Raw genomic sequence first — 26,279 nt, 5'->3', positions numbered from 1 at the left:
GGTTGCTTTTTATGGTAAGCTTAAAGTTATTTATTTAATCGCTATTTTTTTTGTTACTTGTTTGCCTGCATTTTCAATTTGTAAAAGATAAAGTCCGCTAGCAGCTTTAGTTAGTTGTATGTTTTCATTAAACTGGCTAGAGATAGTGGAGAATTTTTGTGTTTCAATCAATCTCCCTCTAAAGTCAAAAAGTCTTATAATTGTAGATTCTTTGTCTTTTACTTTAAAACTTACTGTTAATGCTCCATCTGAAGGGATAGGGTACGCTAGTAAATCATCAAATAAAGTGTTGTCTGTAGCAAAGCTTTCTTCAACAGTAATGCTATAGTCTTCTACCTCACCGTTAAAATTTAATCCACAAGAGTTAGGGTCACTATTTGTTTTTGTAGAAATTCTCATAGTTGTAGAACCTAATGAAGCATTTTCAGGAACAGAAATCGAAAGAGTGTTTGAAGAAGTTAAATCATAAGCTTCATCGGTGTCAAATGTACAGTTTTGGTTCCAATCAATCCATGCAACTGTGTTTATGTCGCTATTTCCAGCTGTATTGATAGTGGTTGTTAACTCGTAGGTTTCCCCTCTAACCACTTGAGTTGTTACTGATTTAAAATCAGAGTAACCATTTGTTTTATCAGAATTATTATTGATACCGTTAAAAGTAACATTTGTAATGCTTAATTGTGACTCAGTATTTCCAGAAGAATTACAAAGACTATTGTTTACATTTAAAAGTATATTTACCGACTTGGTCATTGAGGTACTATTAGCGGTAACAGTTATTGTATAATCTCCTATAGCTACATCAGTTAAGTTAGTGACTGTTAAGGTAAATTTTCCACTGCTATTTATACTCGTAGGATTTAACGTAATAGTTGAGTTTGTTGGCGTTCCAGAATAAGAAAGGTTCACAGTTTCATTAAAACCATATAGGGCGGTATAATCTAAATCAAAGCGAATTTCATTTGTAGCTTGTTTACATACCGATAAATCTCCTGTGCTATTCGAAATAGAAAAAGTAGGTTCTAGAACTGTAATAGTATAATCTTCTACCTCGCCGTTAAAGCCCAATCTACAAGAATCGGGGTTTGCGTTTGACCTTGTCGAAACTCTCATTAATGTTGCCCCTGTAGGGATTCCTTCTGGAACAGTAATTGAAATAGAACCAGTAGAGGTTAAGTCATAAGTTTCATTAGTGTCAAAAACACAGTTTTGGTTCCAGTCTATCCATGCAATTGTTTTTACATTACTATTTCCGTCAGGATGAATAGTGGTCGTTAAATTATAGTTTTCACCTCTAACCACATCTGTACGTTGACTAGTAAAATCAGAATACCCTGTTGTTTTGGTAGAGTTGTTGTTTATACTGTTAAAAGTAACATTTGTAATGCTTAACTGTGAGGCCATATTACCAGTAGAGTTACAAAGACTATCGTTTACGTTTAAAAGGATGTCAACAGACTTAGTTATAGAGCCTGATGTAGCTGTAACTGTAATTGTGTAATCTCCTTTGGTAACATTGGTAAGATTGGTTACGGTTAAGCTAAACTTACCACTGCTACTTATTGAAGAGCTACTCAATGTTATTGTAGAATTAGTAGGAGCTCCTGAATAAGATAAATTTACAGTTTCATTAAAGCCGTATAAAGCATTGTAGTCAAAATCAAAAATTTGTTCATTTGTAGCTACATTACATACAGATACATCTCCTGTATTGTTAGTTATTGAATAAGTAGGAGCTGTTGGGAAAATGGAGAAGTTGGTATTATTTATATTATAAAAAATATTATCTGCCGCTTCTACTAGTATTCTAGCATTAGTAGTAGGAGTATCGGGTATAATAACAGCTTCAGAACCGTCATTTGGTGTGTTGCTCTTTAAAGTAATTGGGTAGCTAAGACCGCCGTCTGTTGAAAGTTTTATGTTTACGGTAGCACAGTTAATAGGAGCTATATCTGTAGTTCCCTTATTCCAAGTAATAGTTTGAGTTGAGTTTACTCCCCAAGATACCGCAGAATTAGGGCTAGTTACAGTAAAAGCTTCAGCTTCTGTAACCGTTACTCTGATATCATCTCTAGCTGAATTTCCACCTCCAGAATGATTGTCTCTAACTGTAAGTGCAAAATCTAATTCTCGTGCTACTGAAGGTAAAACTTCCCATGTGGTAGCAGTATTACCGCTTAATACAGTAGATAGTGCCGGGATGTATCTATTAGGAGAAGAAGATGGAAGTAATGATCTAAACATAGGGCCTTCAGTATTTGTAGCTAATGGAGACATTGTTGCAATTTCATTATCAATTTGCTCCCAGGTATATGTTAAAGAACTTGGCCCCTCTGCATCAGTAGCCTCTCCTTTTAAAACAAACGGAGTAGACTTAGGAATGCTTACATCGTTTCCAGCGTTAGCGGTAGGAGCATTATTCCCTGTATTTGTGGTAGAAGCACAACTTCCAGATCCTTGAACATGACTCCACATTTGAGCGATACTAACCGCATGAAAATAATCATCACTTACACTTTGTACATTCGGTGAGCAAATACCGGCATAGCCCATAATTGTAGAACCACTTCCAGGTTCAACGGCTGTACTACTACTTCTATTACCATCACAAGAATTGTTAAAGGTATGAGTTGCTCCAAATTGATGTCCAACTTCGTGAGCAACATAGTCTATGTCGTAGGTATCACCAATAGGTTGACCCCTACCTGTAACTCCTTGAGCTTTGTAGTTTGTAACACATACAGAATTTAGTTGCGCAAGTCCACCAGCTCCAGTACTAAAGGTATGTCCGATATCATAATTAGCATTGCCAATAATATTATCGCATTTTTCCTGACTTTCATCAATTAAAATGCTGGCAGTATCATTGGTTAAGCCATCTGTGCTGGCATCTAAGAAAATTAATGCATCATTATTGTCTACAAGAACCATTCTAACAGCTAAATCTTTTTCATAAACTCCATTCACACGAGTAATAGTAGTGTTCATGGCAGACAGTACAGCTGCTTTTTTTTCTGCTTCACTAGCCGATGATGATACTCCTTGGTTGTTTATATGAAACTGAGCATACTCACCTGTACAAGCAATGGCCATTCTATAGGTTCTTAAATTTCCATCGTTAGCGTTTTTTCTTTGAGAAGTAAATTTGTCTTTCTTTTGTACTGTGTCTTCTACCGTACATGAAAATTCATCTTTAGTAGGAGGTAAACTGCTCTTTTTATAAACAATGTATTCTTTATAGTCTTTGGTGTATGGGTTTATATAGGAAGTGCCTTCGTTTGCTGAAAAAATGATTGCGTGAACTCCATCATTACCAATACTTATCTTAGCAGAAGACGAAGGATTGTCTATTCCTTGAGCCGAAAAAGATTTAATCATAGGGAATTTTTCAGCTAAAGCAGGAGCTAGATAAGAAGTTTCTTCTATAGAAAACCTTTCTAGTTGCCCATTAGCATTTGGAAGTTGTATTATTTTCGAATTTGAAGTGCTTTTAGATTGTAGATTAGGCAATGTATTTTTAAAACCGTCTAAATTCAAACTCATCAAAACGTATTGTTTTGGTAAAGAATTGGTGTTGAAAACCTCTTTTTTTTGTTGAGTAATGGCCTCTTTATGAACTTTGGTCCATAGTTGCTGTGAAAACAAGTTGGCTATAGACAAATAAAAAGCAAATAAAAAAGGAAGGGTACTTTTTTTAAACATAATTTCTGGAATTGATATAGGTTTAGTTTATAAACAGTAAAACTTTAAATTTCCCTACCTTTGTAAGGCAGTTTAGCGGTACAATTTATGAATAAAAAAATAAGAATTAGTGATCTAGGAAGAAAAGATTACAAAGAAACATGGGATTATCAAACAAGCCTTTTAGATGAAATAGTATCATTAAAAAGAGAAAGAAGGAAGGGAGAAAGTGAAATTGAAACCCCCAATTATTTTTTATTTGTTGAGCATCCACATGTATATACCCTAGGAAAATCGGGAGATATTAATAATTTATTATTGAACGAAGAGAAGCTTAAAGAAAAAGAAGCTACTTTTTATAAAATTAATAGAGGAGGAGATATAACTTATCATGGACCGGGGCAAATTGTTGGTTATCCAATTTTAGATTTAGAAAACTTTTTTACTGACATCCATAAATATTTACGTTTGTTAGAGGAATCAATTATTTTAACAATTGCAGAATACGGATTGGAAGGTGAAAGGAGTGAAGGAGAAACAGGGGTGTGGCTAGGTGTAGGTACACCATTTGCAAGAAAAATTTGTGCCATGGGTATTCGAGCAAGCAGGTGGGTTACCATGCATGGTTTTGCCTTGAATGTAAACGCTAACTTAGGGTATTTCGATAATATCATTCCTTGTGGAATTCGTGGGAAAGCGGTTACTTCAATGGAGGTTGAGTTAGGAAGAAAAATATCAGAAGAAGAAGTAAAAGAGAAAATTATAAAGCACTTTAAAGAGCTATTTGAAGTAGAAGAATTTATAAAAGCATAAAAAAGGGGCGACAATTGTCGCCCCTTTTTTATGCTTAAAAACTAAAATTATTTTTTAGCTTTAATCTCAAAAGAAATTTCCATTAAATCATTGATAAACTTGTCTTTTAAAGCAGCATCAATTTTCTTAGATTTATAAGTAACACCAAAGTCAGTTCTGTCAATACTAAAAACATCACTTTTAAAAGTTAACATATCATCAGCTTCTGTAACAGTAGCAGGAATAGTAATGCTCTTTGTAACATCTTTAAGAGTTAAGTTACCAGTAACGTGAGCTTTTCCGTCTTTTAACTCAGAACTAGCTACTTCAAACTTAGCAGTTGGGAATTTTTCAACATCAAAGAAATCCCCTGCTTTTAAGTGATCTTCCAATTTTTCTTTACCGTTTCCAGCTTCTAAATCTTGACAAACAATAGTAGTCATGTCGATAATGAACTCTCCAGATTTTACGTTTCCGTTTTCAACTTCTAAAGTTCCTTTTTCTAAACTAACGACACCGTTGTGAGAACCTGTTGGCTTGCTCCCTTTCCAAGTTACAGTAGATTCTGCAACATTAGCTTTATAAGTATTGATAATGTTTTCTGTTTTTGCAACTTCTTTAACTTCGTCGCTAACAGCAGCTTTGTTTTTTTCTGTCTTACAAGAAACTGCTCCGATTGCAATAAAAGCAATAGCTAAAATTGTTTTTTTCATTTTTGTGTTTTTAATAATGATTATTAATCAAGTACAAATATAACTAAAAATAATTCCCATGGAAATTATTTTTTATCTTTAGAATCGATAATAATGGTTACAGGGCCATCATTTAATAACTCTACTTTCATGTCGGCACCAAATTGACCAGTTTGAACTTTCTTTCCCAAGTCAAGTTCAACTTGTTGGATAAATTTTTCATACAAAGGAATCGCTATCTCTGGTTTGGCAGCTTTAATATAGCTAGGACGATTCCCTTTTTTGGTAAAAGCATGTAGGGTAAACTGACTTACGGTAATGATATCTCCATTGATATCTTTAATCGATTTATTCATAATGCCTTCATCGTCATTAAAAATACGAAGGTTTGTTATTTTGTTAGACAGCCACTGAATATCTTCTTGAGTATCTTCATTAACAATTCCAAGTAAAATTAAAAGTCCCTTTTGTATGTTAGCGACTCTTTCACCTTCAATAGTAACGCTAGCTTTTGAAACGCGTTGAATGACAATTTTCATTTTATATAAATTGTTGAATTTTTAAATATTTGGATGTTCTGAACCTTGGTGGAGATTAGACTAAAAATTTTGTTACTCCCAAATGTCGGTTCTGTAGTGTTCGTCTTCGCCTTCTAAAATTTGTAAATAACTTTTATAACGAGACCAAGCTATTTCTTCATTTTCCAAGGCTTCTTTAACTGCACATTGGGGTTCGTTAATATGAATACAATTGTTGAATTTACAGTCTTGTTTTAAAGCAAAAAACTCAGGAAAATAGTCGCCTAATTCATCTTTGTCCATGTCAACTACACCAAAACCTTTAATTCCAGGAGTGTCAATAATACGAGCATTAAAACTTAAATCGAACATTTCAGCAAACGTAGTAGTGTGTTGCCCTTGTTTGTGTTGTTCAGAAATTTCTTTTGTTTTTAGGTCTAAAGAAGGTTCAATAGCGTTAACTAAGGTGGTTTTTCCAACCCCCGAATGCCCCGCAAACATACTTACTTTGCCAGTCATTAACGCTTTAATTTTATCGATATTAATGTTTTGGATAGCAGAAACTTCAATACATTCATAACCGATGGCTTCATAAATGTCTTTTAGATACAAAATTTCAGCACGTTGCTCAATTTCATACGAATCAATTTTATTAAAAACCAATATGGTTTTGATTGAATAGGCTTCAGCAGTGACTAAAAAACGATCGATAAATGTTGTAAAAGTAGGAGGGTTGTCTATCGTAATCAATAAAAATACCTGGTCAATATTAGAAGCAATGACATGAGTTTGCTTTGATAGATTTACCGATTTACGAACAATGTAGTTTTTACGTTCGTGAATATTGGTAATTAACCCCGTTTCTTCATCATTTTTTGTTTCCAATGAAAAATCAACAATATCACCTACAGAGATAGGGTTGGTGCTTTTAATTCCTTTGATGCGAAATTTTCCTTTAATGCGACACTTATATAGTTCGCCTTCAGACTTTACCCAATACCAACTTCCTGTAGATTTATAAACCGTTCCTGTCATAGAACAAAGATGAGAATAAAAATTGAATGTTATAGTATTGTTTAATCTGTTAAATCGTTAATTTTCTGAGCTACTGTTCCTCTTTCTGAAACTCTAATAATCATAAAAATTAATTTTGGGATAAAACCTGGAGAAATAACCAAGTCTGCTTTTTCGGTTATTTCAATGTTTCTTTTATGTATAGTATTGTTAAAATCAATAGCTGGTGTATTGGCTAATTCTACAGCAAAATCCCAAGCACCGTTTCTTGCTAATTCCATGCTGAAGTCAACTAAAAAATCATCAACATCTTTAGTCCAGATAAGAATTTTCTTTAAAAAAGGATATACTTTGGCTAAGTCATCTTGAACATCATTAACTAAAGAGGATAAAATTTTATTAATCTTATTAAAGTCACCATGTAAGTTTTGGATATTTTGCTCTTTAGAAACTTCTGCGGCCGCTATTCCTAAATCTAAATTAATATGTGCATTCATGCCAACTAGTAAATGTTGTAAAACTATATACCAATATTTATTAGCTATGCCAAAAGCTTTTTCCCAAGAGGAAGTGATAGGTATATTGTTTTGGTAATTGTAATAAGCTTCTATATATCTTTTAGCAAAAATTATATCGAGTTTTTCTATTCGTTGGTTATCATCAAAATAATTGCTTTTTATGCCTTCTTTTACCTTGATTGTTACTTTTTGGTATAAAGCTGCAAAATATCCTAACGGACTTTTGTTGTTGATAGATTCGTTAATTATATCTTGTAGTATATCTATAACCTCATCAATTGTATGAATAGGTTTCATTTAGTTAAAGTTTGGTAGGATGAAAATACAATAAATAGAATAAAAAAGACCGCTATTTTGTAGCGGTCTTTTAGATATTTAACTGTTAATAATTTTCTCTTGATGATTGATACTTTCTTGGTGTATTGCTTTGAACATTTTAAGTACAAATTCTTCGCTTAAACCACGTTCATCACCTTCTAAAATCATTTTACCTAGTATCTCATTCCATCGTTTGGTTTGTAAAATGGCAACATTTTTCTCTTTTTTCAATTGACCAATTGAATCTGCTATTTTCATACGTTTACCTAACATTTCAATTAATTGATGATCCACTACGTCAATTTGAGTACGTAGGGTGTTCAATGCGTTTCTATATTCAGTTTCTGTATCTGTAGCTTTTCTAACTTTTAAATCAATCATCATTTGAATTAATGATTTAGGAGTAATTTGTTGTGCAGCATCACTCCATGCATTATCTGGATCATAATGAGTTTCAACCATTAAGCCATCAAAGTTTAAATCTAAGGCAGTTTGACAAACATCAAAAATAATATCACGACGACCAGCGATGTGTGACGGATCACAAATTAATGGTAAATCGGGGAAACGGTTTTGCAATTCAATAGGGATTTGCCATTCAGGATTGTTGCGGTACCTTGTTTTTTCGTAAGTAGAGAAACCTCTATGGATAACTCCTAGTTTTTTAATGTTTTTAGCATATAAACGTTCTATGGCGCCTAGCCACAATGGTAAATCAGGGTTTACAGGGTTTTTGACTAAAACAATCTTATCTGTGCCTTCTAAAGCATCGGCAATTTCTTGAACAATAAAAGGACTTACAGTAGTGCGGGCACCAATCCATAAGATATCTACGTCATGTTCAATTGCAAGTTTTACGTGATCTTTGTTAGCTACTTCAGTAGCAGTTAACATTCCTGTTTCTTGTTTTGCTTTTTGGAGCCATTTTAAGCCCAAAGCCCCCACGCCTTCAAAATTACCTGGCCTGGTACGAGGTTTCCAAATTCCAGCTCTTAAAACTGTAGCATCCGTGTCTTTTAATTCGTGTGCAATTTGTAATACTTGTTCTTCTGTTTCGGCACTACAAGGCCCTGCGATTACTAATGGATGCCCTAATCCGAAAGCATCTAACCATGTTTTTAATTCTTTTGTATTCTCCATGTTGATATTTTTTATTGTTGAGGTGCTCCCTCTAAAATTCCATTTAATATTTGTTTTATATGATTGGTGTTTTCCATTTCTGCATATATTTCTGGAAAATCGTTGTTCTCTAATAAGGTCTTGAATTGTTGTAAGTTATGAATATATTCATTTAAAGATTCAATTACATTTTCTTTATTTTGCTCAAAAATAGGAGTCCACATTGCGGGTGAACTTTTAGCCAAACGTACGGTAGATGCAAACCCACTACCGGCCATATCAAAAATATCACGCTCGTTTTTCTCTTTTTCAATAACGGTTTTACCCAACATAAAAGAGCTGATGTGTGATAAATGCGATACATAAGCAATGTGTTTGTCATGTGATTTTGGGTCCATATATCGTATGCGCATTCCTAATTTTGAAAATAAGTCTAATGCTTTTTCCTGTAATTTGAATGCTGTTTTTTCTACTTCACAAATAATATTGGTTTTACTTCTAAATAAATTTGTCAACGCAGCATTGGGTCCTGAAAACTCGGTTCCTGCAATAGGGTGTGTTGCTAAAAAGTTTCTTCTTTTAGGATGGTTTTTAACAGCGTCGCAAATCAGTTCTTTAGTCGAACCTACATCGAAAACCAAACAAGTATCTGAAATAGTGTCTAAGGTTTTTAAAATTACTGTTTGTGAAATGTCTACGGGAATGGCAATAATTACCATATCTGCATTTTTCAACGCTGGAAATGTTGCTTTTTGATGAATAATACCTCTTTCTATGGCAAGATTTCCATGCTCTTCGTTAGAGTCAATTCCATAGATGGTAGCGTTTTTAAATGCTTGTTGAATATCTAAAGCAAGGCTGCCGCCGATTAATCCTAGTCCTATGATAAATATGTTCATTATATGCTGTTGATTGCTTCGTTAATTTTTTCTTCTGGAACGCATAATGAAAAACGAATGTATCCTTCACCTTGACTGCCAAAAATGGTTCCAGGAGCAGCAAAGATGTGTTTGTTGTATAACAAATCATCAATCATTTTTTCTGATGTTTTTCCTTTTGGAAGTTTGCACCAAACAAACATCCCTGAGGTGTTTTTATCGTATGTACAATCTAGCTTATCAGCTAGTTTAAAAACTAATTTTTGTCTTTTTTTATAGTTGTCGTTTAGTTGGGTAAACCAATCTTTGTTCAATTCTAATGCTTTGGTTGCTCCTTTTTGAATTCCGTAAAACATACCAGAATCCATTTGCGTTTTTACTTTTAAAACTTCGGTTAAGAATTCAGGTTTGCCTAATAACATCCCAACACGCCATCCGGCCATGTTGAAAGATTTGCTTACCGAGTTTAACTCGAGAGCAATATCTTTAGCGCCTTTAATTTGTAAAATGCTCTGAGGGTGTTCGTTCAATATAAAACTATACGGATTGTCATTTACTATAACGATATCGTGTTTTTTACCAAAGTCAATCAACTTCTGAAAGGTTTCTATAGTTGCATTTGCTCCTGTTGGCATATGCGGGTAGTTTACCCACATCAACTTTATTTTTGAGGTGTCTAGTTTTTCCAAAGCTTCAAAATCAGGTTGCCAGTTAGTAGCTTCATCTAAATTGTAAAAAATAGGGTTTCCTCCTAGTAAATTAGTAACAGAACTGTAGGTTGGGTACCCTGGATTAGGAATTAATACCTGATCTCCTTCGTTTAAAAAAGCTAAAGAAATATGCATTATTCCCTCTTTACTTCCCATTAAAGGGAGTACTTCATTGGTGGGGTTAACTGCAACTTTATAATGGTTTTGATAAAAATTTGAAACAGCTTGTCTAAATTCAGGTAAGCCTTGATAGCTCTGATAGCTATGTGCTCCAGTATCTTGTAAACTATCTTGAATAGCTTTCAGTACAGATGTTGGAGGTTGTAAATCGGGGCTGCCAATTCCAATGTTGATAATAGGATTGCCTTCTGAAATTAACTGACGTACTTCTTGTAATTTTTTTGAGAAGTAGTACTCTTGTACGGTTTGTAGTCTGTTAGCAAACTGTATCATAATCTTCCGTTTTTATATTCACCTAATATTTTAAATTCTTCTGCCATAATTTGAATTATAGCCTTTGCTTTTTCATAATCTTCATATTTGTCAAAGGTTACATCAACAAAAAAAGCATACTTCCAAGGGGTTTCAATTTTGGGTAACGATTGTATTTTGGTAAGGTTTAACTTGCAATCACTCATTACGTTTAACATCGTTGCTAAACTGCCTCTTTTATGATCTAATTCAAATTTTAAAGAAGCTTTGTTAATTTCATTTTTACCGTTTTTAGGAAGGCTTGTTTGAAGAAAGACAAAACGAGTTGCATTATTTTTAATCGTTTGAATTTCATCTTCAATAATTGATAAACCAAAAATATCAGCTGCCATTTTGGGAGCAATTGCCGCAACTCCTTTTAGTTGTTGTTCTGTAATTCTTTTAGCTACCGCAGAAGTGTCTACATCTTCAATGAGTTTTATGTGTTTATGTTGTTTAAAAAACTCTTTACACTGTAATAAAGCCATCGGATGTGAGCAAACCTCAGTAATATCTTCAATTTTCTGGTTTGCTAAGGCCATCAAGTGATGATGTATGGGTAGATAATACTCGCCAGAAATATGTAAATTATACTTGTCAATTAGGGCGTAATTAGGAATAATTGACCCTGCGATAGTGTTTTCTAGCGCCATGACTGCTTGCTCAGTTTTTGAGCTTAACAGGCTATCAACTAATACATCAAAAGATAAACATTCGTGTAGGTTGATGTTTTCTCCGTAGTAGTTGTTTGCAACAATATGATGGTTGCTTCCTTGAATTCCTTGAATGGCTATTTTTTTCATTTAAAGTCAAAAAAAAAGCCTCGATAAATTCGAGACTTTGATTGGATATATTATTTTTTGTTAGTTTAACAATACGGTACAAAGTCTCGTCTCTTACTAAAAAAGTAAAAGTAAAAATAAAAACCTTGCCATACGTTTTGTAACATCATTGTATTTGTGTTTTTTGTACGGGACAAATCTTAGAAATAAATTTAACTAAACCAAACTTTTTTTTAAAAAAAACAGAAAATAAAAAAAGCTCCTCAAAAAATGAGAAGCTTTTTGCGGTCTGGACGGGACTCGAACCCGCGACCCCATGCGTGACAGGCATGTATTCTAACCAGCTGAACTACCAGACCGTTGCTTGAAGCAATATATTGTATGTTTTAGAGAAACTTTAGCGGTCTGGACGGGACTCGAACCCGCGACCCCATGCGTGACAGGCATGTATTCTAACCAGCTGAACTACCAGACCGTTGCTCTAAGCGGATGCAAATATATAACCTTTTTTTAAATAAAAAAGAGTTATTTTATAAAAAATTCTGTCTACTGATAAGATAAGAGCTAAGGACTTTATCATAGTCCTCATTTATAGCTACAGGAACATAATCAATCTTGTATTGTAAGCATTTGTTTTTTAGGTTATTGAAGTAGGAGCTGCTTAGTTCTTGGTATTTTTGTTGTACGTTTTTTGCGTATAAATTTATTTCTTCGCCAGTTTCAACATCCACAAATTTTTTGGGAGTATTGTCGAAATCAAACAAAAATTCTGTTTTCTTATCGTAGGTATGGAATAAGATTACTTCATGTTTGTTAAATTTTAAATGTCGTAAAGCGTTCAAAAGCTCTTCTTCATTTTTACGAGTCTGAAACATATCTGTAAATAAGAAAATCAAAGATCTTCTATGAATTTTTTCAGCTATTTCATGTAAGTATTGATAGGTTTCTGTTGTGGTATTTGATTTAGAAGATAATAACAGCTCTAATTGATTTAAAAGCATTTTGCGGTGACGTTCACTTCCTTTCTCAGGAGCATAGTATTCATAGGTATCTGAATAGATACTTAATCCAACAGCATCTCGTTGTCGTTTTAAAATATCCATTAATGAAGCCGCAGCTACAACAGAAAAACCAATTTTATTTAAATCATCTATTGATTGATTCTTACTTATAGGATAATGCATAGAAGCAGAATTGTCGACAATTAAATGACATCTAAGATTTGTTTCTTCTTCGTATTTCTTGGTATACAACTTTTCTGTTTTAGCAAACAACTTCCAATCTATATGGCGAGTGCTTTCACCTTTATTGTATAGCTTGTGTTCAGAAAATTCAACTGAAAATCCGTGAAACGGACTTTTATGCATACCTGTGATAAAACCTTCTACCACTTGTTTAGCAAGTAGCTCTAGGTTGTTTATTCTTGAAGTAGTACTGTTTAAATCAATCATACAGTATCGAAAATAACAAAAGGTTTAGCAATAGCCAAACCTTTTGTATAATAAAAAAAGAAATTGGTTTATCGTTTAATTGTATGTTGGACTCTGTCCATATCATCTACTACAATTAATAATTTTTTCAATAAAATAGGATTGTAGTTTTTATGATTGTTTAAAAATTCTTGCACAATTGCGTTAGCTTCTTTGGAAGTGTAGTTTCCAAGAGAGCTCGTTAACCAGTTTTTAGGAAAAAAAATGTCCCCTGTAAGTTGTACTTCTTCTAATAAACTTAAGCAGAGTTTAAGGTGCTTGATTGAAGATTGTTGACGCAAAGGGTGATGTATAGCAGTTAAGGCAGCTTCTACCCAAGATTCTTTTTCACGATTTTTGGCTTCTTTTAATGAAAGCATAAAATCATCTCTTAACTTTTCATTATTAGATAACGCTGGAAGCAACCATAAAAAGCGTTCTTTTTTGTCTTTATTTGTAATGTTTTCAAGTTGCTGCTTATTTATTTCTTCTGATTTAACATGTTTGTAGATAGAAAGCTTCGTTACCAGCTTAGTTAAATCAGTTTCATTTAAAGTTAAGTTGTCTATTACAAGAGTTTTATTCCATAATTGAAATAGATTCTCTTTTCCATTTTCATTATAGGCAAGATTACTGTATAGGTTAAACAGTGTTTTTTTAATATTCTTGGGAAGCTCTGTTTGAAGCAATTCAAAAACGGCACTTTCAGTAGTGTTTAAAAGCTCATTGTGTTGATCTTTTGATAAAAACTTCCAAAAAATGGCAGTAATACCTCCAGATAAATAGTTAACAATTAATTCGTTTTTTTCAGATTGAATTCCTTTTAAAAATAAGTTAAAAGTATTCAAAGGGGTAATATTACCGTGAAGCATGTTTTCGTAAAGGTTTATATAAGAATGCCCTCTTGCAACATCGTCTTTAATTAAATGAATGTCGATTGTGTTTAAAGGAAAAATTCCGTAGCCCAAACCAGTATAGTTATAAATAATATCTTTAGGTTTGGGGAAACCAATTGCTTCGTTGATAGTATTTTCTTGCTTGTTTAGGTTAACATGAATTGTTTTTATTTCATCTTCATAAACTAAACCAATAGAAAAAGATTGTTCCCATATATTGTTGGACTTGTCTTCTGCCTTTTGATAGATGTTAAAAGCGTTTATTTTTCCGTCATTATAACTAATAGCATCAGAAATTATTGGACGACTAGGAGAGTTTACCCAAACCTGACTCCATTGTGTAATGTCTTTAGGAGACAAATCGTTAAAAATAGCGACCAAATCGTTCCAGTCTGCATTGTCATTAGCGTAGGTAGCAATGTAGTGTTGCGTTCCTTTCTGAAAGTTTTCTTTACCCAGTAAAAGTTCGAGTTGACGCATCATTATAGGGGCTTTGTTATAAATGATGCGCCCGTATAAAGCCCCTGCATTTTTCAAGTTGTCTAAGGGTTGTCTAATAGGGTTTGAACCTTTGGTCCGGTCTTCAGAATAGGCGCTCGGATAGTGAGACATCATAAAACCTAAATTGTGGTTTATATCTGGAAACACAGGGTTCATAATTTTGTCAGCCATAAAGTTGGCAAAGACTTCTTTCATCCAAACATCATTAAACCAACGCATGGTTACCAAATTACCAAACCACATATGAGAAGTTTCATGAGCAATTAATTTAGCCCGATTTAACTTGCGAGTTTGTGTTGCATTTTCGTCCAAAAAAAGAGAGCTTTCTCTATATTGTATTGCTCCTGTGTGTTCCATTCCACCGTATTGAAAAGGAGGTAGCGTAGCAAAGTCCATTTTTTGAAACGGAAATTTATACAGAGTATAGTCTTCTAAAAAGGCTAAAGAATTTTGATGTGTGTTAAAAATTGTAGCTAAACTTTCTTTAATTTTTATACTATCTGATTCTCTATATAACAAGCGCATGTTAAAAGCACCAGGATTGGTATTGTTTTCCTTAAATTTACCAGCGACAAAAGAAAATAGGTACGTACTCATTTTATCTGTCTGTTTAAATTGATGTTCAATAAAATCACCTTTTTCTAGTTGCTGTTTTTCAAAAGCACCACATAAAACTTTCCAGTCTTTGGGGGCAGTTATAGTAAGATTGTAAAGAGCTTTAATATTAGGTTGATCGAAACAAGGGAATAAAGTGCTAGCCCTATCAGGAACTAATAGCGTATATAAATATTCTTTGTTTCTGTTTAATGAAAGTTCTCCAGCATCAAAATTTATGTCAATAATGTTTTTCCCCGATTTTAATAAGTTTTTATCAATAATAATATGCTCTTTAGTATGTATTATAGGGGTATTTATGGCATTGACTTGTATTTTTTTTAAATGATTTGTTTTCTCATTAAAATCTAAAATTAAATCGTTTTCAGCATTGGTAAGGTCGAAACTAATTTCAAGTACTGAAGGAATAGCATTTTCCTTTTGTGAAGGAATTGAAAAATGAAGTTTGTATACTACGTTAGATATTTGTTGCTTTCTAAACTGAGCAAGTTCTAAAGAAATGCCAGGAGTAATTTTTGGAAGTTGATTTTGCTCTTTTTTACAAGCGATACTTAAAAGTAAACAAAAAAATAGGAGGTATTTATACATGGAGTTTAGTTGTTTGTTCATTAGCTCAAAATAATAAAAAAGGTTTGGCAATTGCCAAACCTTTTTTATTATTTCAAATTAAAAGACTATTTGTATGTTATAAAGCAGCATCAATTTTATCAGTATATGCTTTTTTAGGAGCAGCACCTACTTGCTTGTCAACAACTTCACCATTCTTAAAAATTAATACGGTAGGAATGTTTCTTACCCCGTATTTAGCAGCAAATTCTTGATTTGCATCTACATCTACTTTACCAACTACAGCTTTTCCTTCATACTCGCTACTGATTTCATCAACGATAGGAGATACCATTCTACAAGGTCCACACCAAGCTGCCCAAAAATCTACTAATACTGGTTTGTCAGATTTTAATACTACTTCTTCAAAAGAAGCATCTGTAATTTCTAATGCCATTTTATTTATGTTTTTATCTAAAGTTATTTTCTTGTTTATTCACTTACAAATGTAAACAAATATTTTACCAATACAATTGTACAGAAATTACTTTTTATTATCATAATATCAATACTTTCTATTTACTTGTAAGTTTGTTTTTAAGTGTGTAAAATAATTGATAACTTTGTCGAATATTTTTTGAGGAAAAATTTGACTGATTGCAACCTCATTGAACCAAGGTTCAGAATAAAAATGCTAAAGCAGTAATTTTCTACTCCTTTTAGCGACTCAGCAATCCAAGTTTTCCTTTTAGTTAAATTTTAAAAAGAAGTATTTATGTCATATTTTTTTACTTCAGAAAGTGTTTCTGAAGGACATCCAGATAAGGTAGCAGATCAAATATCTGATGCTTTGATAGATAATTTTTTAGCTTTTGATTCAGATTCTAAAGTAGCATGTGAAACATTGGTAACCACTGGTCAGGTTGTATTAGCAGGAGAAGTAAAGTCTTCTACTTACTTAGATGTTCAAAAAATTGCTCGTGAGGTAATTAATAAAATTGGATACACGAAAGGTGAGTATATGTTTGACGGGAACTCTTGTGGAGTATTGTCTGCAATTCACGAGCAGTCAGATGATATTAACCGTGGGGTAGATAGAGCGTCTAAAGAAGAGCAAGGAGCAGGAGACCAAGGAATGATGTTTGGGTATGCAACGAACGAAACAGAGCATTACATGCCATTAGCGTTAGACTTGTCGCACATAATTTTAAAAGAATTAGCAGCAATTCGAAGAGAGAATAAAGAGATAACTTATCTACGTCCAGATGCTAAAAGTCAGGTAACTATTGAGTATTCTGATGATAATGTACCACAACGTATTGAAGCAATTGTTGTTTCTACACAGCACGATGATTTTGCTGATGACGAAACAATGTTAGCAAAAATTAGAAAAGATATTGTTGAGGTTTTAATTCCTAGAGTTAAAGCACAGTTAACTCCAGAAATTCAAGCATTGTTTAATGATGATATCAAGTACCATATCAACCCAACAGGAAAGTTTGTAATTGGAGGACCACACGGAGATACTGGATTAACAGGTCGTAAGATTATTGTAGATACCTATGGAGGAAAAGGAGCACACGGTGGTGGAGCATTCTCTGGAAAAGATCCGAGTAAGGTAGATCGTTCTGCTGCTTACGCAACACGACATATAGCAAAGAATTTAGTAGCTGCTGGAGTTGCCGATGAGGTGCTAGTACAAGTATCGTATGCGATCGGGGTAGTAGAGCCAATGGGAATTTTTGTGGATACTTACGGAACATCAAAAGTTGGTTTAACTGATGGTGAAATAGCTCAAAAAGTTTCTGAAATTTTTGATATGCGTCCACATGCTATTGAAGATCGTTTAAAGTTACGTAATCCAATGTATAGCGAAACTGCAGCTTATGGACATATGGGAAGAAAAAATGAAGTAGTTTCTAAAACATTTACACAACCTAATGGAGAAAGTAAAACAATAGAAGTTGAATTGTTTACTTGGGAGAAATTAGATTATGTGTCTAAAGTAAAAGAGAGTTTCGGTTTGTAATAAACGAAACAAAAACATAGTGAAAAATACCTGTAATTTTTATTGCAGGTATTTTTTTATACAGCTATTTTTGTGTGAAATTTAAAAACAATATGAACCGAACTTGTTTTTATATTTTTCAAATTGCTAAAAATTGCTGTTTTTTCTTTTACTCATTTTTTATTGTCTTAAAAACTTTATGTAAGAGGAATGCTTAGTTTTTACTTAAAAAATAAAAATAAGTTCATTAAAAATCACAAAAAATGAAAAAATTAAAGTATGTTTTTGCTATTGGATTAGGAGTGGCATTATTAACCTCATGTAATAGCTCTGCTTCAGACGATTTTGATGAAGTTAACGGAGAAGCTAAAAAGAAAAGATTAAAAACTGTTGCAGCGACAAACCAAGAAAATGAAACAATTACTACTCAGTTTATGTATAATGCTGAAAAAGAATTGGTAAGTATTTCTGGAACAAATGGAACAGACGCTACTTTAATAAACTATAACAATGATGGGAGTACTATCAAAGTAACTGCAGATAGCGATCCTTCAGAAAGTCTTTCAATAGAGGAGTTGTATCAATCACCATATAATATTTATGAAACAGGAATAACATTAGAATATGATTCTAACAAAAATCCTAGTAAAGTTTTATTTCAAGTAGAGGTTTATGACTGGGAAACTGAAATGAATGTTATTGAAAGTTATACCGCTGAAATGTTTTATGACAATAAGCCAAATATGTATTTTTCTACTTTAGAAGCCGCAGGAGTTATAGAAATTTTAGATGGTGTTGATGTTAGTTTCGGTGTAAACCCTCAAGCTTCAGAAATAATAAAAGCTAGGAAATTATTAGCATTAAATAACGTAACGAAGGTTATTTATAAAGATGCGGATGATAACGTTGTAGGTACCTTAACTGTAGAGTATACTTATGATTCAGATGGGTATCCTTTAACGGGGAAAGGGTTAGCTGTTGGTAGTAAGGAATCAATTGCTATAAATGCTACTTATAGCTATGAATAAACTAAACTATAAAATCAAAAAAAAACCTCGACATTGTCGAGGTTTTTTTTTGATTTTATTTCACTTGAAATACAAAAGGTATTCTAGCTTGAATTCCTTTTAGGTTTTTCATTTTGTGAATATTATGGTATAATTGGTAGTTTTCATCACCTAAAGTTTCTTTAAGTATTTCTTCTTTTGAAGCTTTCATAAATGGAGAGAATTTTAGAGCCTCTTTTAAGTCAGTTTTGTAATTAGGGTAATTACGAACTCTAAAATTTTGAACTTCTGCTAATTCAGCGGCAGCTTTAATGGCATCATTTAATCCACCTAGTTGGTCAACTAACCCATTTTCAATAGCTTCTTTACCAGTCCAAACCCTACCTTGTGCAATTTCGTTTACTTGCTCAAAAGTCATGTTACGCCCTGCAGAAACACGGTTAACAAAAGTAGTGTAGATTTGTTCAACGCCTTCTTTAGTTACATCGTAAAATTTCTGGTTCATCGGCTCAAAAACACTATAAGAAGCACTGTTGTTAGTAGATACTTGCTCTGCATTAATACCAATATTATCGGTAAATTGACTAAAGTTAGGAATGGCACCAAAAACTCCAATCGATCCTGTAATTGTTGTAGGCTCTGCAACAATTTTATCGGCATTACAAGCAATATAATAACCACCAGAAGCAGCTAAATTACCCATAGAAACTACTAAAGGTTTTTCTTTTTTAGTCAATTCCAATTCGCGCCAAATTAATTCAGAGGCTAAAGCACTACCTCCAGGTGAATTTACGCGAAGTACAATAGCTTTTACATTATCATCTTTTCTAGCTTTTTTAATCGCTTTATTAATAATTCCTTGTCCGATATAGTCTTCGCTTCCTTCTCCGTAGATAATATCTCCCTGTGCGTATATTACAGCAATTTTATCTTTAGAAGTTGAAGAAATTCTTCCTTTTCCTGAGTTTATGTAGTCTTTAATAGAAATGGTGTTTGTTTTTTCATCAGAACTCCCTGCTAGTTTTTCTTGATATTCATCCTCATAAATAGAAGCATCAATAAGGTTATTTTTTAAAGCTATTTCAGCATTTCTTCCGTTAGAATTATCAGCAATAAGATTTAGTTTTTCAATAGAAATGTTTCTACTTTTACTAATATCTTCAGTGATTTCTGACCAAATAGATTTTAAAAATGAAGTAGTTTGCTCACGATTTGCATCACTCATTTTATTTTCTAAAAATGGCTCAACAGCACTTTTGTATTTTCCATGGCGTACTACTTCCATTTTAATACCATATTTGTCTTCAAAGTCTTTAAAATATAAAATTTCGGTAGATAATCCTCTAAAGTCAATAGCGCCTACTGGGTTTAAGAATAAACTATCGGCAACAGAACTTAAGTAGTAATTTTTTTGAGTATAAATATCATTGTAAGCGTACACAAATTTACCACTCTCTTTGAACTCTTCAATTTTGTTTCTAATAGCTTGTGTTTGCGCAATACCAGCATTTATAAAGGCTGTTTTAATACTTATTCCTTTTATTTTATTGTCAGTTTTAGCATTCTCAATAGCATTGATAATTTTATTTAAAGCTAACTTTTCATCTGTTAACTCCAGAGCTTCTGCAATAGGATTGTTTTCTTTCGGGGCATAATCTTTAATAGGAGTTGATAAATCTAATTCTAAAACCGAGTTTGATTTGACAACAATTTTCTCTTCAGCTCCAATAAAAGAAGCAATTACAAAAAAGAAAACAAACAGTAAAAATAGGGCAGTGAAAAAGCCTAGAATCGAGGCGAGCAAATTTCTTAAAAAATTCATGTTGTATGGTTAATTTTTTGAGCAAATATACAGTTTTTCGAAAGACGCTTTTTATGATGAGATTGCTAGTTCCAACGATTTATACCAATCCCTAAGTTTATGCGGTATTTTCGTTGAGCAAACTCAAAATAATTAAACAATTTATAGTTTACTTCGTAACCATAATCAATATGCGAACCGTAGTCGATTACGTTTTCATAAATGGTTGAATTAAATTGTAGAGGGTTTCTAGCTCGATAATTCCATGTGTTTACATACAACCGGTTTTTATTTTCTAGGTATTGTTGTGAGTAAAAGCCTTCTGGTTTAGCAATGCTGTTTAAATAGGCAGTAAAACCAGGGTCAATAATTATAATTTCATACTCTAAACTGTCATTAGCAATTACAACAGGTTCCTCTTTTTGTTGAGTGTTTGAAGCATTTTTTATAGGAGTAGAACTACAAGACCATAACAAAACTCCGATAATACTAAGAAATATAATGTGTTGTAAGGTTTTCATAATCAGTATGATTTGTAATTATAAAAGTGCAAAAATTATTCCGTTTTTAATTGATTTTTAACTTGTTTAACAGTAATTTTCAGCATTAAATAATAGAAAATGAAGAAAAGGTGTTTTTGGGTTAGTGATGACCCATTATATATTGAGTATCATGATCATGAGTGGGGAGTGCCCGTATATGATGATGATAAATTGTTTGAGTTTTTAATATTAGAAACCTTCCAAGCAGGTTTAAGTTGGATTACAGTTTTAAAGAAAAGAGAAAACTTTAGAAAAGCATTTGATAATTTCGACTATAAAAAAATAGCAAAATACTCTGAAAATAAATATGAAGAATTGCTTTTGGATGCTGGAATTATAAGGAATAAGCTGAAGATAAAAGCTACTATAACTAATGCTCAGGCTTTTATGAAGGTGCAAGAAGAGTTTGGGACGTTTTCAAAATACATTTGGGATTTTACTAACGGAAAGCCGATAGTAAACAAGTTTGAAAAGAGAGAAGAAGTACCAGCAACAACAGAACTTTCAGATGCGATTTCAAAAGATTTAAAAAAACGTGGGTTTAAGTTTGTTGGCTCAACTGTAATTTATGCACATATGCAAGCGACGGGAATGGTAAACGACCATACAACCGACTGTTTTCGATATCATGAAGTTTAAATTTCGTAATTTTAGCATTCAAAAAAATAAATTTAAAACTATATAAATGAAACTAAAACAAATGCTTTGTGCATTTGCAGCAGCAGGAGTATTAACTTCTTGTGGTGTAGATGCAAAAAAAGAGCCTAAAGTAGTAGAAAAAAAGGCAAAAGAGTTTGAATATGTTGTTGAGCAATTTGCTGATATAAAAGTGTTACGTTATCAAATTCCTGGGTTTGATGAGTTAACACTAAAAGAAAAAAAATTAGTGTACTATTTAACACAAGCTGGTTTATCTGGGCGTGATATTATGTGGGATCAAAACTACCGTCACAATCTTGAAATTAGAGCTGCTTTAGAAAACATTCATAATAACTTTAAAGGAGATAAGGAAAGTGAAGATTTTAAAGCATTCACTACTTATTTAAAAAGAGTATGGTTTTCAAACGGAATCCACCACCATTATTCTAACGATAAGTTAAAACCTACCTTTTCTAAAGAGTATTTAGAAACGTTGTTAAAAGAAACTAATACTGAGTTATCTACGGAAGCATTAGACGTTATTTTTAATGATAAAGATGCTAAAAAAGTAAACAAAAAAGCTGGGGTAGATAATGTATTAGCATCAGCAGTAAACTTTTACGGAGCAGATATTACAAGTAAAGATGTAGAAGATTTTTATGCTAAAGCTGATAAAGGCCCAGAAGGACAACCAATTGAGGCTGGATTAAACTCGAAGTTAGTTCGTGAGGAAGGAAAATTAGTGGAGAAAGTTTGGAAGTCTGGTGGAATGTACGGGCAAGCAATCGATAAAATTGTTTATTGGTTAGAAAAAGCTAAAGAAGTAGCAGAAAACGAAAAGCAAGCAAAAACATTAGAGCTGTTAATCGAATACTATAAAACAGGAGATTTACATACTTGGGACGAATATGCAATTGCTTGGGTAGAATCTACCGAAGGAAATATTGATTGGATTAATGGTTTTATTGAAGTATATAATGATCCTAAAGGGTACAGAGGTTCGTACGAAACAATTGTACAGATCAAAGACTTCGATATGTCTAAAAAGATGAAAGTATTATCAGACAACGCTCAATGGTTTGAAGATAATTCTCCATTAGATCCAACTCACAAAAAGAAAGATGTGGTAGGAGTTTCGTATAAAACAGTAAATGTCGCTGGTGAAGCAGGAGATGCATCTCCAAGTACACCAATTGGAGTGAACTTACCGAACAATAACTGGATTCGTCAACAACACGGTTCTAAATCGGTATCGTTAGGAAATATTATAGGTTCTTATAACAATGCTGGAGGAACTGGACGTTTAAAAGAATTTGCGAATGATCAAGAAGAAATCGATTTAGAGATTAAATATGGTAAGCTAGCTGATAAATTACACACAGCATTACACGAGGTAATTGGTCATGCTTCTGGGGTTATTAATGACGGTATAGGGCAACCAAAAGAAACTTTGAAAAACTACGCTTCTACAATGGAAGAGGGTAGAGCAGATTTAGTTGGTTTGTATTACTTAATGGATCCTAAGTTACAAGAATTAGGTTTAGTTGATGATTGGCAAAAAGTAGGCAAAGCTGCTTATGATGGATATATCAGAAACGGATTAATGACGCAGTTAATCAGAATTAACTTAGGAGATGATATTGAAGAAGATCATATGGTAAACCGTCAATGGGTTTCAGCGTGGGCTTTTGAACAAGGAGCGAAAGATAATGTAATTGAAAAAGTTACCAGAGATGGAAAAACGTTTTATAATATCAATGATTACGAAAAGCTTCGTGAGATTTTTGGTCGTTTATTAAAAGAAGCACAAAGAATTAAATCAGAAGGAGATTTTGAAGCGGCAAAAGCATTAGTAGAAGGTTATGGAGTAAAAGTAGATCAAGATATTCATAAAGAAGTTTTAGATCGTAATGCTCAGTTTACATCTGCTCCTTATAGTGGATTTGTAAATCCAGTATTAGAACCAGTGACCGATGCTGACGGAAATATTACAGATATTACAGTTAAACAAGCAGAAACATTTGAAGAGCAAATGAAATTCTATGCTAAAAATTATAACTTCTTACCTGTTAAAAATTAAGAAGCTCCGTTTTAGCAATAGTAAAAAATCAAAACCGATTCTAATTAGAATCGGTTTTGTACTTTTAGAGAGATTAATAAATGATACATGGCAAAAAAAGTAAAAGACCCTGGTTTAGGTTATGGTTCAAGTCGTAATGCACAAAGTGTAATTAACGCAGATGGTACTTCTAACGTAGTGCATGCCAATAGAAAGTTTGGGGCTGATGATTTGTATACTTTTTTTATAGAATTACCGTGGTGGCAATTTTTTGCATTTATCCTCATTGGGTATTCATTATTAAATATTCTTTTTGCATTTGTATATGTGTTTATAGGGATAGAACAAATAACACTTTCAAAAGGAAATTTTTTAGACGATCTTTTAAATGGATTTTTCTTTAGTGCACAAACCCTAACAACGGTAGGGTATGGAGGGATTGCCCCTAAAGGTATTGCAGCAAATGTTATTGCAGCTTTCGAAGCTATGATAGGTTTGTTGAGTTTTTCATTTATTACAGGATTGTTGTATGGGCGTTTTTCAAAAGCAAAAGCAGCTATTCGTTTTAGTGAAAATTTAATTTTAAGAGATTTTAAAGATCATAGAGCTTTAATGTTTCGGTTAATGAATCGCCGAAAAACAGTAATGATAGAACCTGAAATAACAGTAACCTTATCGATTTCAGAGAAAGCATCTAAAGGAGAATACAAACGACAATTTTATGAACTAGCATTGGAAAGGAATAAAATTATGTATTTACCAACTGTTTGGACAGTTGTACATGAAATAGATGAGAAAAGTCCGTTATATAAATATTCAAATAAAGAACTAAGTAAGTTAGATGGAATTCTTTATGTTTTAATGCAATATCATGAAGAATCTTTCGGGCAAAAAGTATATCAAATTACTTCGTACAATTTTTCTTCTCTTGAAGTAGATGTGAAATATACGTCATCGTTTTATTTTGATGAAGCAGGTAATACCGTATTAGATCACTCTAGGTTAAGTGAAATATCAAAAATAAATTAGAATTACTTCGTTAGTAGTTTCGACAAGAATAACAGTGCAATTACTACTGCAATTCCTATAGCTACATAAATAGCTGCATTTTGATAGTATTTCTTGTTGTTTTTAGCATCCTTTTTGTAGCTAAAAAACATCAAAATAATAAAAGCTATAACAAATAAACTCGCAAAAATGATTCTGCCTGTAGTAAACATTTTAGCAGCAATAAGTATAAACATAAAATTGTATTTTTAGCAAAGTTAAAGAATGATTTTAGAATGGAGAAAACTAAAACAGCAATTATTTTTGGAGGTACTTCTGGTATTGGAAAAGGACTTGTAGAAAAACTAATACAAGAAAATTATATTGTAGCGGTAACGGGGAGAAGACTCGAAAAACTAGAAGAGTTAAAGGGGAAATATTCGAACCAAATACTCGCCAAACAAAATGACATTCAGCAAGTTGAAGAGGTAGAGAAAGTGTTTAATGAGTTCGTAAATGAATTAGGAGAAGTTCATTTGGTGATACAATCTTCAGGAGTGGGGTTTGTAAACCCAAAGTTGAATTGGGATAAACAAGAGCAAACTATAAACACGAATGTTTTAGGAGTAACAAAACTTTATGCTTTAGCTTATAAGTTATTTAAAAAACAAGGTTTTGGTCATTTAGTCGGTATTTCTTCTATCGCTTCACTACGTGGAAATAGAGCAGCACCAGATTATTTCTCTTCTAAAGCATATCAAAAAGCGTATTTAGAGAGCCTGTATATCAAAACAAAATCTATTAAAACAAAAAAAGTTTTTATTACAGATATCCGTCCGGGGTTTGTTGATACCGCAATGGCATTAGGTGATGGCGTTTTTTGGATGGTTCCTTTAGAAAAAGCAGTTAATCAAATTTATGCAGCAATAAAACGAAAAAAACGAGTAGCTTATATCTCAAAAAGATGGAGGTTAATAGCTTGGGTATTAAAAATAGTACCAGCAAGAGTTTTAAAAATGGCAACATAATGAAGAAAGAAAACTTAATAGTGTTTGATATTGATGACACACTAACTAAAAGTGAAAATCAACATCAAGAAGCGTATGTAGAGGCAATGAAAAGTTTTGGAATAACTAAAGTAAACCAAGACTGGAAAAGTTATAAAAACATGACGGATAGTTATATTTTAAAAAGAAACTATGAAGTTAATTTTAATACAACTTTTAGTTTTTCTTTTATTCCTGAGTTTGAAGAAAAAATGACGGAACTACTATTGTCTTTAACAAAAACCGAAGAAATACAAGGTGCAGGAGAAGTCGTCGATTTTTTTATGAAAGAAACTGATTATGCCATTTGTTTTGCAACCGGATCACTGTTAAAACCAGCATTAATTAAATTAGAACAAGCAGGTATAAATTTTGTTCCGAATTTAGTAGAAGCATCAAATAATTTATTCACAAGAGAAGAAATTGTAAACTCGGCAATTCAAAAAGCAAAAAGTTATTTTCAAGTAGAAGAATTTAAAAATATTATTTCGGTAGGGGATGGTATTTGGGATTTAAGAACTGCAAAAAACGTAGGAGTTAATTTTTTAGGTATCAGAAATAAAAATTTATCAGATTTTAAAGAAGAAGGAATTAAGAGTCATATTCAAGATTGGACACAATTTAATTTTCAAAAAGTAAAAACAGAATTACAAATCACATAAGTCATATA

23 protein-coding genes and 2 tRNA genes are annotated in these 26,279 nt (G+C 32.6%); 8 read left to right on the top strand and 17 right to left on the bottom strand.

The window, feature by feature from the left end; genetic code table 11:
* Positions 1-30: 30 nt before the first annotated feature.
* Complete coding sequence (locus ACN0WY_RS02515; protein ID WP_417799447.1) at positions 31-3,702, bottom strand: reprolysin-like metallopeptidase; 3,672 nt, start codon at positions 3,700-3,702, stop codon at positions 31-33.
* An 87-nt stretch (positions 3,703-3,789) separates the two neighbouring features.
* Here ACN0WY_RS02515 and lipB point away from each other — a divergent pair, with 87 nt between their 5' ends.
* A complete protein-coding gene (gene lipB / locus ACN0WY_RS02510) occupies positions 3,790-4,494 on the top strand; it encodes a lipoyl(octanoyl) transferase LipB (RefSeq protein ID WP_330487595.1) in 705 nt (234 codons plus the stop codon).
* A 47-nt stretch (positions 4,495-4,541) separates the two neighbouring features.
* On the opposite strand, the gene ACN0WY_RS02505 is transcribed toward lipB, so the two are convergent.
* The 13 genes from ACN0WY_RS02505 to trxA form a co-directional block, all read right to left on the bottom strand.
* Positions 4,542-5,186, bottom strand: a complete 645-nt coding sequence (locus ACN0WY_RS02505; RefSeq protein WP_417799446.1) for a YceI family protein — start codon at positions 5,184-5,186, stop codon at positions 4,542-4,544.
* Positions 5,187-5,251: 65 nt separating this feature from the next.
* The gene (gene dtd, locus ACN0WY_RS02500; RefSeq protein WP_417799445.1) at positions 5,252-5,704 is read right to left on the bottom strand and encodes a D-aminoacyl-tRNA deacylase; all 453 of its coding nucleotides are present in this window, start codon (positions 5,702-5,704) and stop codon (positions 5,252-5,254) included.
* Positions 5,705-5,776: 72 nt separating this feature from the next.
* Positions 5,777-6,718 carry a ribosome small subunit-dependent GTPase A gene (gene rsgA / locus ACN0WY_RS02495; protein ID WP_330487592.1) on the bottom strand — a complete coding sequence of 314 codons (942 nt, stop codon included), beginning with the start codon at positions 6,716-6,718 and terminating at the stop codon, positions 5,777-5,779.
* Positions 6,719-6,759: 41 nt separating this feature from the next.
* The gene (locus ACN0WY_RS02490; RefSeq protein WP_417799444.1) at positions 6,760-7,512 is read right to left on the bottom strand and encodes a DUF5995 family protein; all 753 of its coding nucleotides are present in this window, start codon (positions 7,510-7,512) and stop codon (positions 6,760-6,762) included.
* Between the two features lie 78 nt (positions 7,513-7,590).
* A complete protein-coding gene (locus ACN0WY_RS02485) occupies positions 7,591-8,673 on the bottom strand; it encodes a bifunctional 3-deoxy-7-phosphoheptulonate synthase/chorismate mutase type II (protein WP_330487590.1) in 1,083 nt (360 codons plus the stop codon).
* Positions 8,674-8,684: 11 nt separating this feature from the next.
* Entirely contained in the window at positions 8,685-9,551 is an 867-nt protein-coding gene (locus ACN0WY_RS02480) for a prephenate dehydrogenase (RefSeq protein ID WP_330487589.1), read from the bottom strand.
* Positions 9,551-10,693: a pyridoxal phosphate-dependent aminotransferase gene (locus tag ACN0WY_RS02475; RefSeq protein ID WP_417799443.1), complete on the bottom strand. Its 1,143-nt coding sequence runs from the start codon at positions 10,691-10,693 to the stop codon at positions 9,551-9,553. Before ACN0WY_RS02475 ends, ACN0WY_RS02480 begins: the two co-directional genes overlap by 1 nt.
* The gene (locus ACN0WY_RS02470) at positions 10,690-11,514 is read right to left on the bottom strand and encodes a prephenate dehydratase (RefSeq protein ID WP_417799442.1); all 825 of its coding nucleotides are present in this window, start codon (positions 11,512-11,514) and stop codon (positions 10,690-10,692) included. Before ACN0WY_RS02470 ends, ACN0WY_RS02475 begins: the two co-directional genes overlap by 4 nt.
* A gap of 264 nt (positions 11,515-11,778) precedes the next feature.
* A tRNA-Asp gene (locus ACN0WY_RS02465) sits at positions 11,779-11,852 on the bottom strand.
* Positions 11,853-11,894: 42 nt separating this feature from the next.
* Positions 11,895-11,968, bottom strand: a tRNA-Asp gene (locus tag ACN0WY_RS02460).
* A gap of 55 nt (positions 11,969-12,023) precedes the next feature.
* On the bottom strand, positions 12,024-12,944 hold the full coding sequence (locus tag ACN0WY_RS02455; RefSeq protein WP_330487586.1) for a DUF58 domain-containing protein: 921 nt from the start codon (positions 12,942-12,944) through the stop codon (positions 12,024-12,026).
* A 68-nt stretch (positions 12,945-13,012) separates the two neighbouring features.
* Positions 13,013-15,583 (bottom strand): M1 family metallopeptidase, encoded by a 2,571-nt coding sequence (locus tag ACN0WY_RS02450; RefSeq protein WP_417799441.1) that lies wholly within the window; start codon positions 15,581-15,583, stop codon positions 13,013-13,015.
* 76 nt (positions 15,584-15,659) lie between these two features.
* A complete protein-coding gene (gene trxA / locus ACN0WY_RS02445) occupies positions 15,660-15,977 on the bottom strand; it encodes a thioredoxin (protein WP_125068953.1) in 318 nt (105 codons plus the stop codon).
* 318 nt (positions 15,978-16,295) lie between these two features.
* On the opposite strand from trxA, the gene metK reads away from it, so the two are divergent.
* On the top strand, positions 16,296-17,549 hold the full coding sequence (gene metK / locus ACN0WY_RS02440; protein WP_330487584.1) for a methionine adenosyltransferase: 1,254 nt from the start codon (positions 16,296-16,298) through the stop codon (positions 17,547-17,549).
* A gap of 242 nt (positions 17,550-17,791) precedes the next feature.
* Complete coding sequence (locus tag ACN0WY_RS02435; protein ID WP_417799440.1) at positions 17,792-18,556, top strand: hypothetical protein; 765 nt, start codon at positions 17,792-17,794, stop codon at positions 18,554-18,556.
* Positions 18,557-18,611: 55 nt separating this feature from the next.
* Here ACN0WY_RS02435 and sppA read toward each other — a convergent pair whose 3' ends face one another.
* Both sppA and ACN0WY_RS02425 read right to left on the bottom strand, forming a co-directional pair.
* Positions 18,612-20,357 (bottom strand): signal peptide peptidase SppA, encoded by a 1,746-nt coding sequence (gene sppA / locus ACN0WY_RS02430; RefSeq protein ID WP_417799439.1) that lies wholly within the window; start codon positions 20,355-20,357, stop codon positions 18,612-18,614.
* A gap of 65 nt (positions 20,358-20,422) precedes the next feature.
* Complete coding sequence (locus ACN0WY_RS02425) at positions 20,423-20,857, bottom strand: DUF6146 family protein (RefSeq protein ID WP_330487581.1); 435 nt, start codon at positions 20,855-20,857, stop codon at positions 20,423-20,425.
* A 99-nt stretch (positions 20,858-20,956) separates the two neighbouring features.
* Between ACN0WY_RS02425 and ACN0WY_RS02420 the strand changes: the two genes are divergently transcribed.
* From ACN0WY_RS02420 to ACN0WY_RS02410, 3 genes are all read left to right on the top strand, one after another.
* Positions 20,957-21,517, top strand: a complete 561-nt coding sequence (locus tag ACN0WY_RS02420; RefSeq protein ID WP_330487580.1) for a DNA-3-methyladenine glycosylase I — start codon at positions 20,957-20,959, stop codon at positions 21,515-21,517.
* A 46-nt stretch (positions 21,518-21,563) separates the two neighbouring features.
* Positions 21,564-23,597 carry a dipeptidyl-peptidase 3 family protein gene (locus ACN0WY_RS02415; protein ID WP_330487579.1) on the top strand — a complete coding sequence of 678 codons (2,034 nt, stop codon included), beginning with the start codon at positions 21,564-21,566 and terminating at the stop codon, positions 23,595-23,597.
* Positions 23,598-23,684: 87 nt separating this feature from the next.
* Positions 23,685-24,605 carry an ion channel gene (locus tag ACN0WY_RS02410; protein WP_417799438.1) on the top strand — a complete coding sequence of 307 codons (921 nt, stop codon included), beginning with the start codon at positions 23,685-23,687 and terminating at the stop codon, positions 24,603-24,605.
* A gap of 2 nt (positions 24,606-24,607) precedes the next feature.
* On the opposite strand, the gene ACN0WY_RS02405 is transcribed toward ACN0WY_RS02410, so the two are convergent.
* Positions 24,608-24,820, bottom strand: coding sequence for a hypothetical protein (locus ACN0WY_RS02405; protein WP_299009581.1), 213 nt, complete (start codon positions 24,818-24,820; stop codon positions 24,608-24,610).
* Positions 24,821-24,859: 39 nt separating this feature from the next.
* Here ACN0WY_RS02405 and ACN0WY_RS02400 point away from each other — a divergent pair, with 39 nt between their 5' ends.
* Positions 24,860-25,591, top strand: a complete 732-nt coding sequence (locus tag ACN0WY_RS02400) for an SDR family NAD(P)-dependent oxidoreductase (protein WP_417799437.1) — start codon at positions 24,860-24,862, stop codon at positions 25,589-25,591.
* Positions 25,591-26,271 (top strand): HAD family hydrolase, encoded by a 681-nt coding sequence (locus ACN0WY_RS02395; RefSeq protein WP_417799436.1) that lies wholly within the window; start codon positions 25,591-25,593, stop codon positions 26,269-26,271. The genes ACN0WY_RS02400 and ACN0WY_RS02395 overlap by 1 nt, the downstream gene beginning before the upstream one ends.
* Positions 26,272-26,279: the final 8 nt, after the last annotated feature.

This window comes from Tenacibaculum sp., from assembly GCF_048269885.1.
GTDB lineage: Bacteria > Bacteroidota > Bacteroidia > Flavobacteriales > Flavobacteriaceae > Polaribacter.
The sequence above is the reverse complement of the archived record's forward strand: the minus strand, read 5'-3'. Positions and strand labels throughout refer to the sequence as shown.

Coding starts and splice junctions, on each gene's coding strand:
- ACN0WY_RS02410 (WP_417799438.1), top strand. CDS start 23,685: ATGGCAAAAAAAGTAAAAGACCCTGGTTTAGGTTATGGTTCAAGTCGT.
- ACN0WY_RS02475 (WP_417799443.1), bottom strand. CDS start 10,693: ATGATACAGTTTGCTAACAGACTACAAACCGTACAAGAGTACTACTTC.
- ACN0WY_RS02505 (WP_417799446.1), bottom strand. CDS start 5,186: ATGAAAAAAACAATTTTAGCTATTGCTTTTATTGCAATCGGAGCAGTT.
- ACN0WY_RS02515 (WP_417799447.1), bottom strand. CDS start 3,702: ATGTTTAAAAAAAGTACCCTTCCTTTTTTATTTGCTTTTTATTTGTCT.
- ACN0WY_RS02480 (WP_330487589.1), bottom strand. CDS start 9,551: ATGAACATATTTATCATAGGACTAGGATTAATCGGCGGCAGCCTTGCT.
- ACN0WY_RS02415 (WP_330487579.1), top strand. CDS start 21,564: ATGAAACTAAAACAAATGCTTTGTGCATTTGCAGCAGCAGGAGTATTA.
- ACN0WY_RS02420 (WP_330487580.1), top strand. CDS start 20,957: ATGAAGAAAAGGTGTTTTTGGGTTAGTGATGACCCATTATATATTGAG.
- ACN0WY_RS02485 (WP_330487590.1), bottom strand. CDS start 8,673: ATGGAGAATACAAAAGAATTAAAAACATGGTTAGATGCTTTCGGATTA.
- ACN0WY_RS02405 (WP_299009581.1), bottom strand. CDS start 24,820: ATGTTTATACTTATTGCTGCTAAAATGTTTACTACAGGCAGAATCATT.
- sppA (WP_417799439.1), bottom strand. CDS start 20,357: ATGAATTTTTTAAGAAATTTGCTCGCCTCGATTCTAGGCTTTTTCACT.
- trxA (WP_125068953.1), bottom strand. CDS start 15,977: ATGGCATTAGAAATTACAGATGCTTCTTTTGAAGAAGTAGTATTAAAA.
- rsgA (WP_330487592.1), bottom strand. CDS start 6,718: ATGACAGGAACGGTTTATAAATCTACAGGAAGTTGGTATTGGGTAAAG.
- ACN0WY_RS02400 (WP_417799437.1), top strand. CDS start 24,860: ATGGAGAAAACTAAAACAGCAATTATTTTTGGAGGTACTTCTGGTATT.
- ACN0WY_RS02395 (WP_417799436.1), top strand. CDS start 25,591: ATGAAGAAAGAAAACTTAATAGTGTTTGATATTGATGACACACTAACT.
- dtd (WP_417799445.1), bottom strand. CDS start 5,704: ATGAAAATTGTCATTCAACGCGTTTCAAAAGCTAGCGTTACTATTGAA.
- lipB (WP_330487595.1), top strand. CDS start 3,790: ATGAATAAAAAAATAAGAATTAGTGATCTAGGAAGAAAAGATTACAAA.
- metK (WP_330487584.1), top strand. CDS start 16,296: ATGTCATATTTTTTTACTTCAGAAAGTGTTTCTGAAGGACATCCAGAT.
- ACN0WY_RS02435 (WP_417799440.1), top strand. CDS start 17,792: ATGAAAAAATTAAAGTATGTTTTTGCTATTGGATTAGGAGTGGCATTA.
- ACN0WY_RS02455 (WP_330487586.1), bottom strand. CDS start 12,944: ATGATTGATTTAAACAGTACTACTTCAAGAATAAACAACCTAGAGCTA.
- ACN0WY_RS02490 (WP_417799444.1), bottom strand. CDS start 7,512: ATGAAACCTATTCATACAATTGATGAGGTTATAGATATACTACAAGAT.
- ACN0WY_RS02470 (WP_417799442.1), bottom strand. CDS start 11,514: ATGAAAAAAATAGCCATTCAAGGAATTCAAGGAAGCAACCATCATATT.
- ACN0WY_RS02450 (WP_417799441.1), bottom strand. CDS start 15,583: ATGAACAAACAACTAAACTCCATGTATAAATACCTCCTATTTTTTTGT.
- ACN0WY_RS02425 (WP_330487581.1), bottom strand. CDS start 20,857: ATGAAAACCTTACAACACATTATATTTCTTAGTATTATCGGAGTTTTG.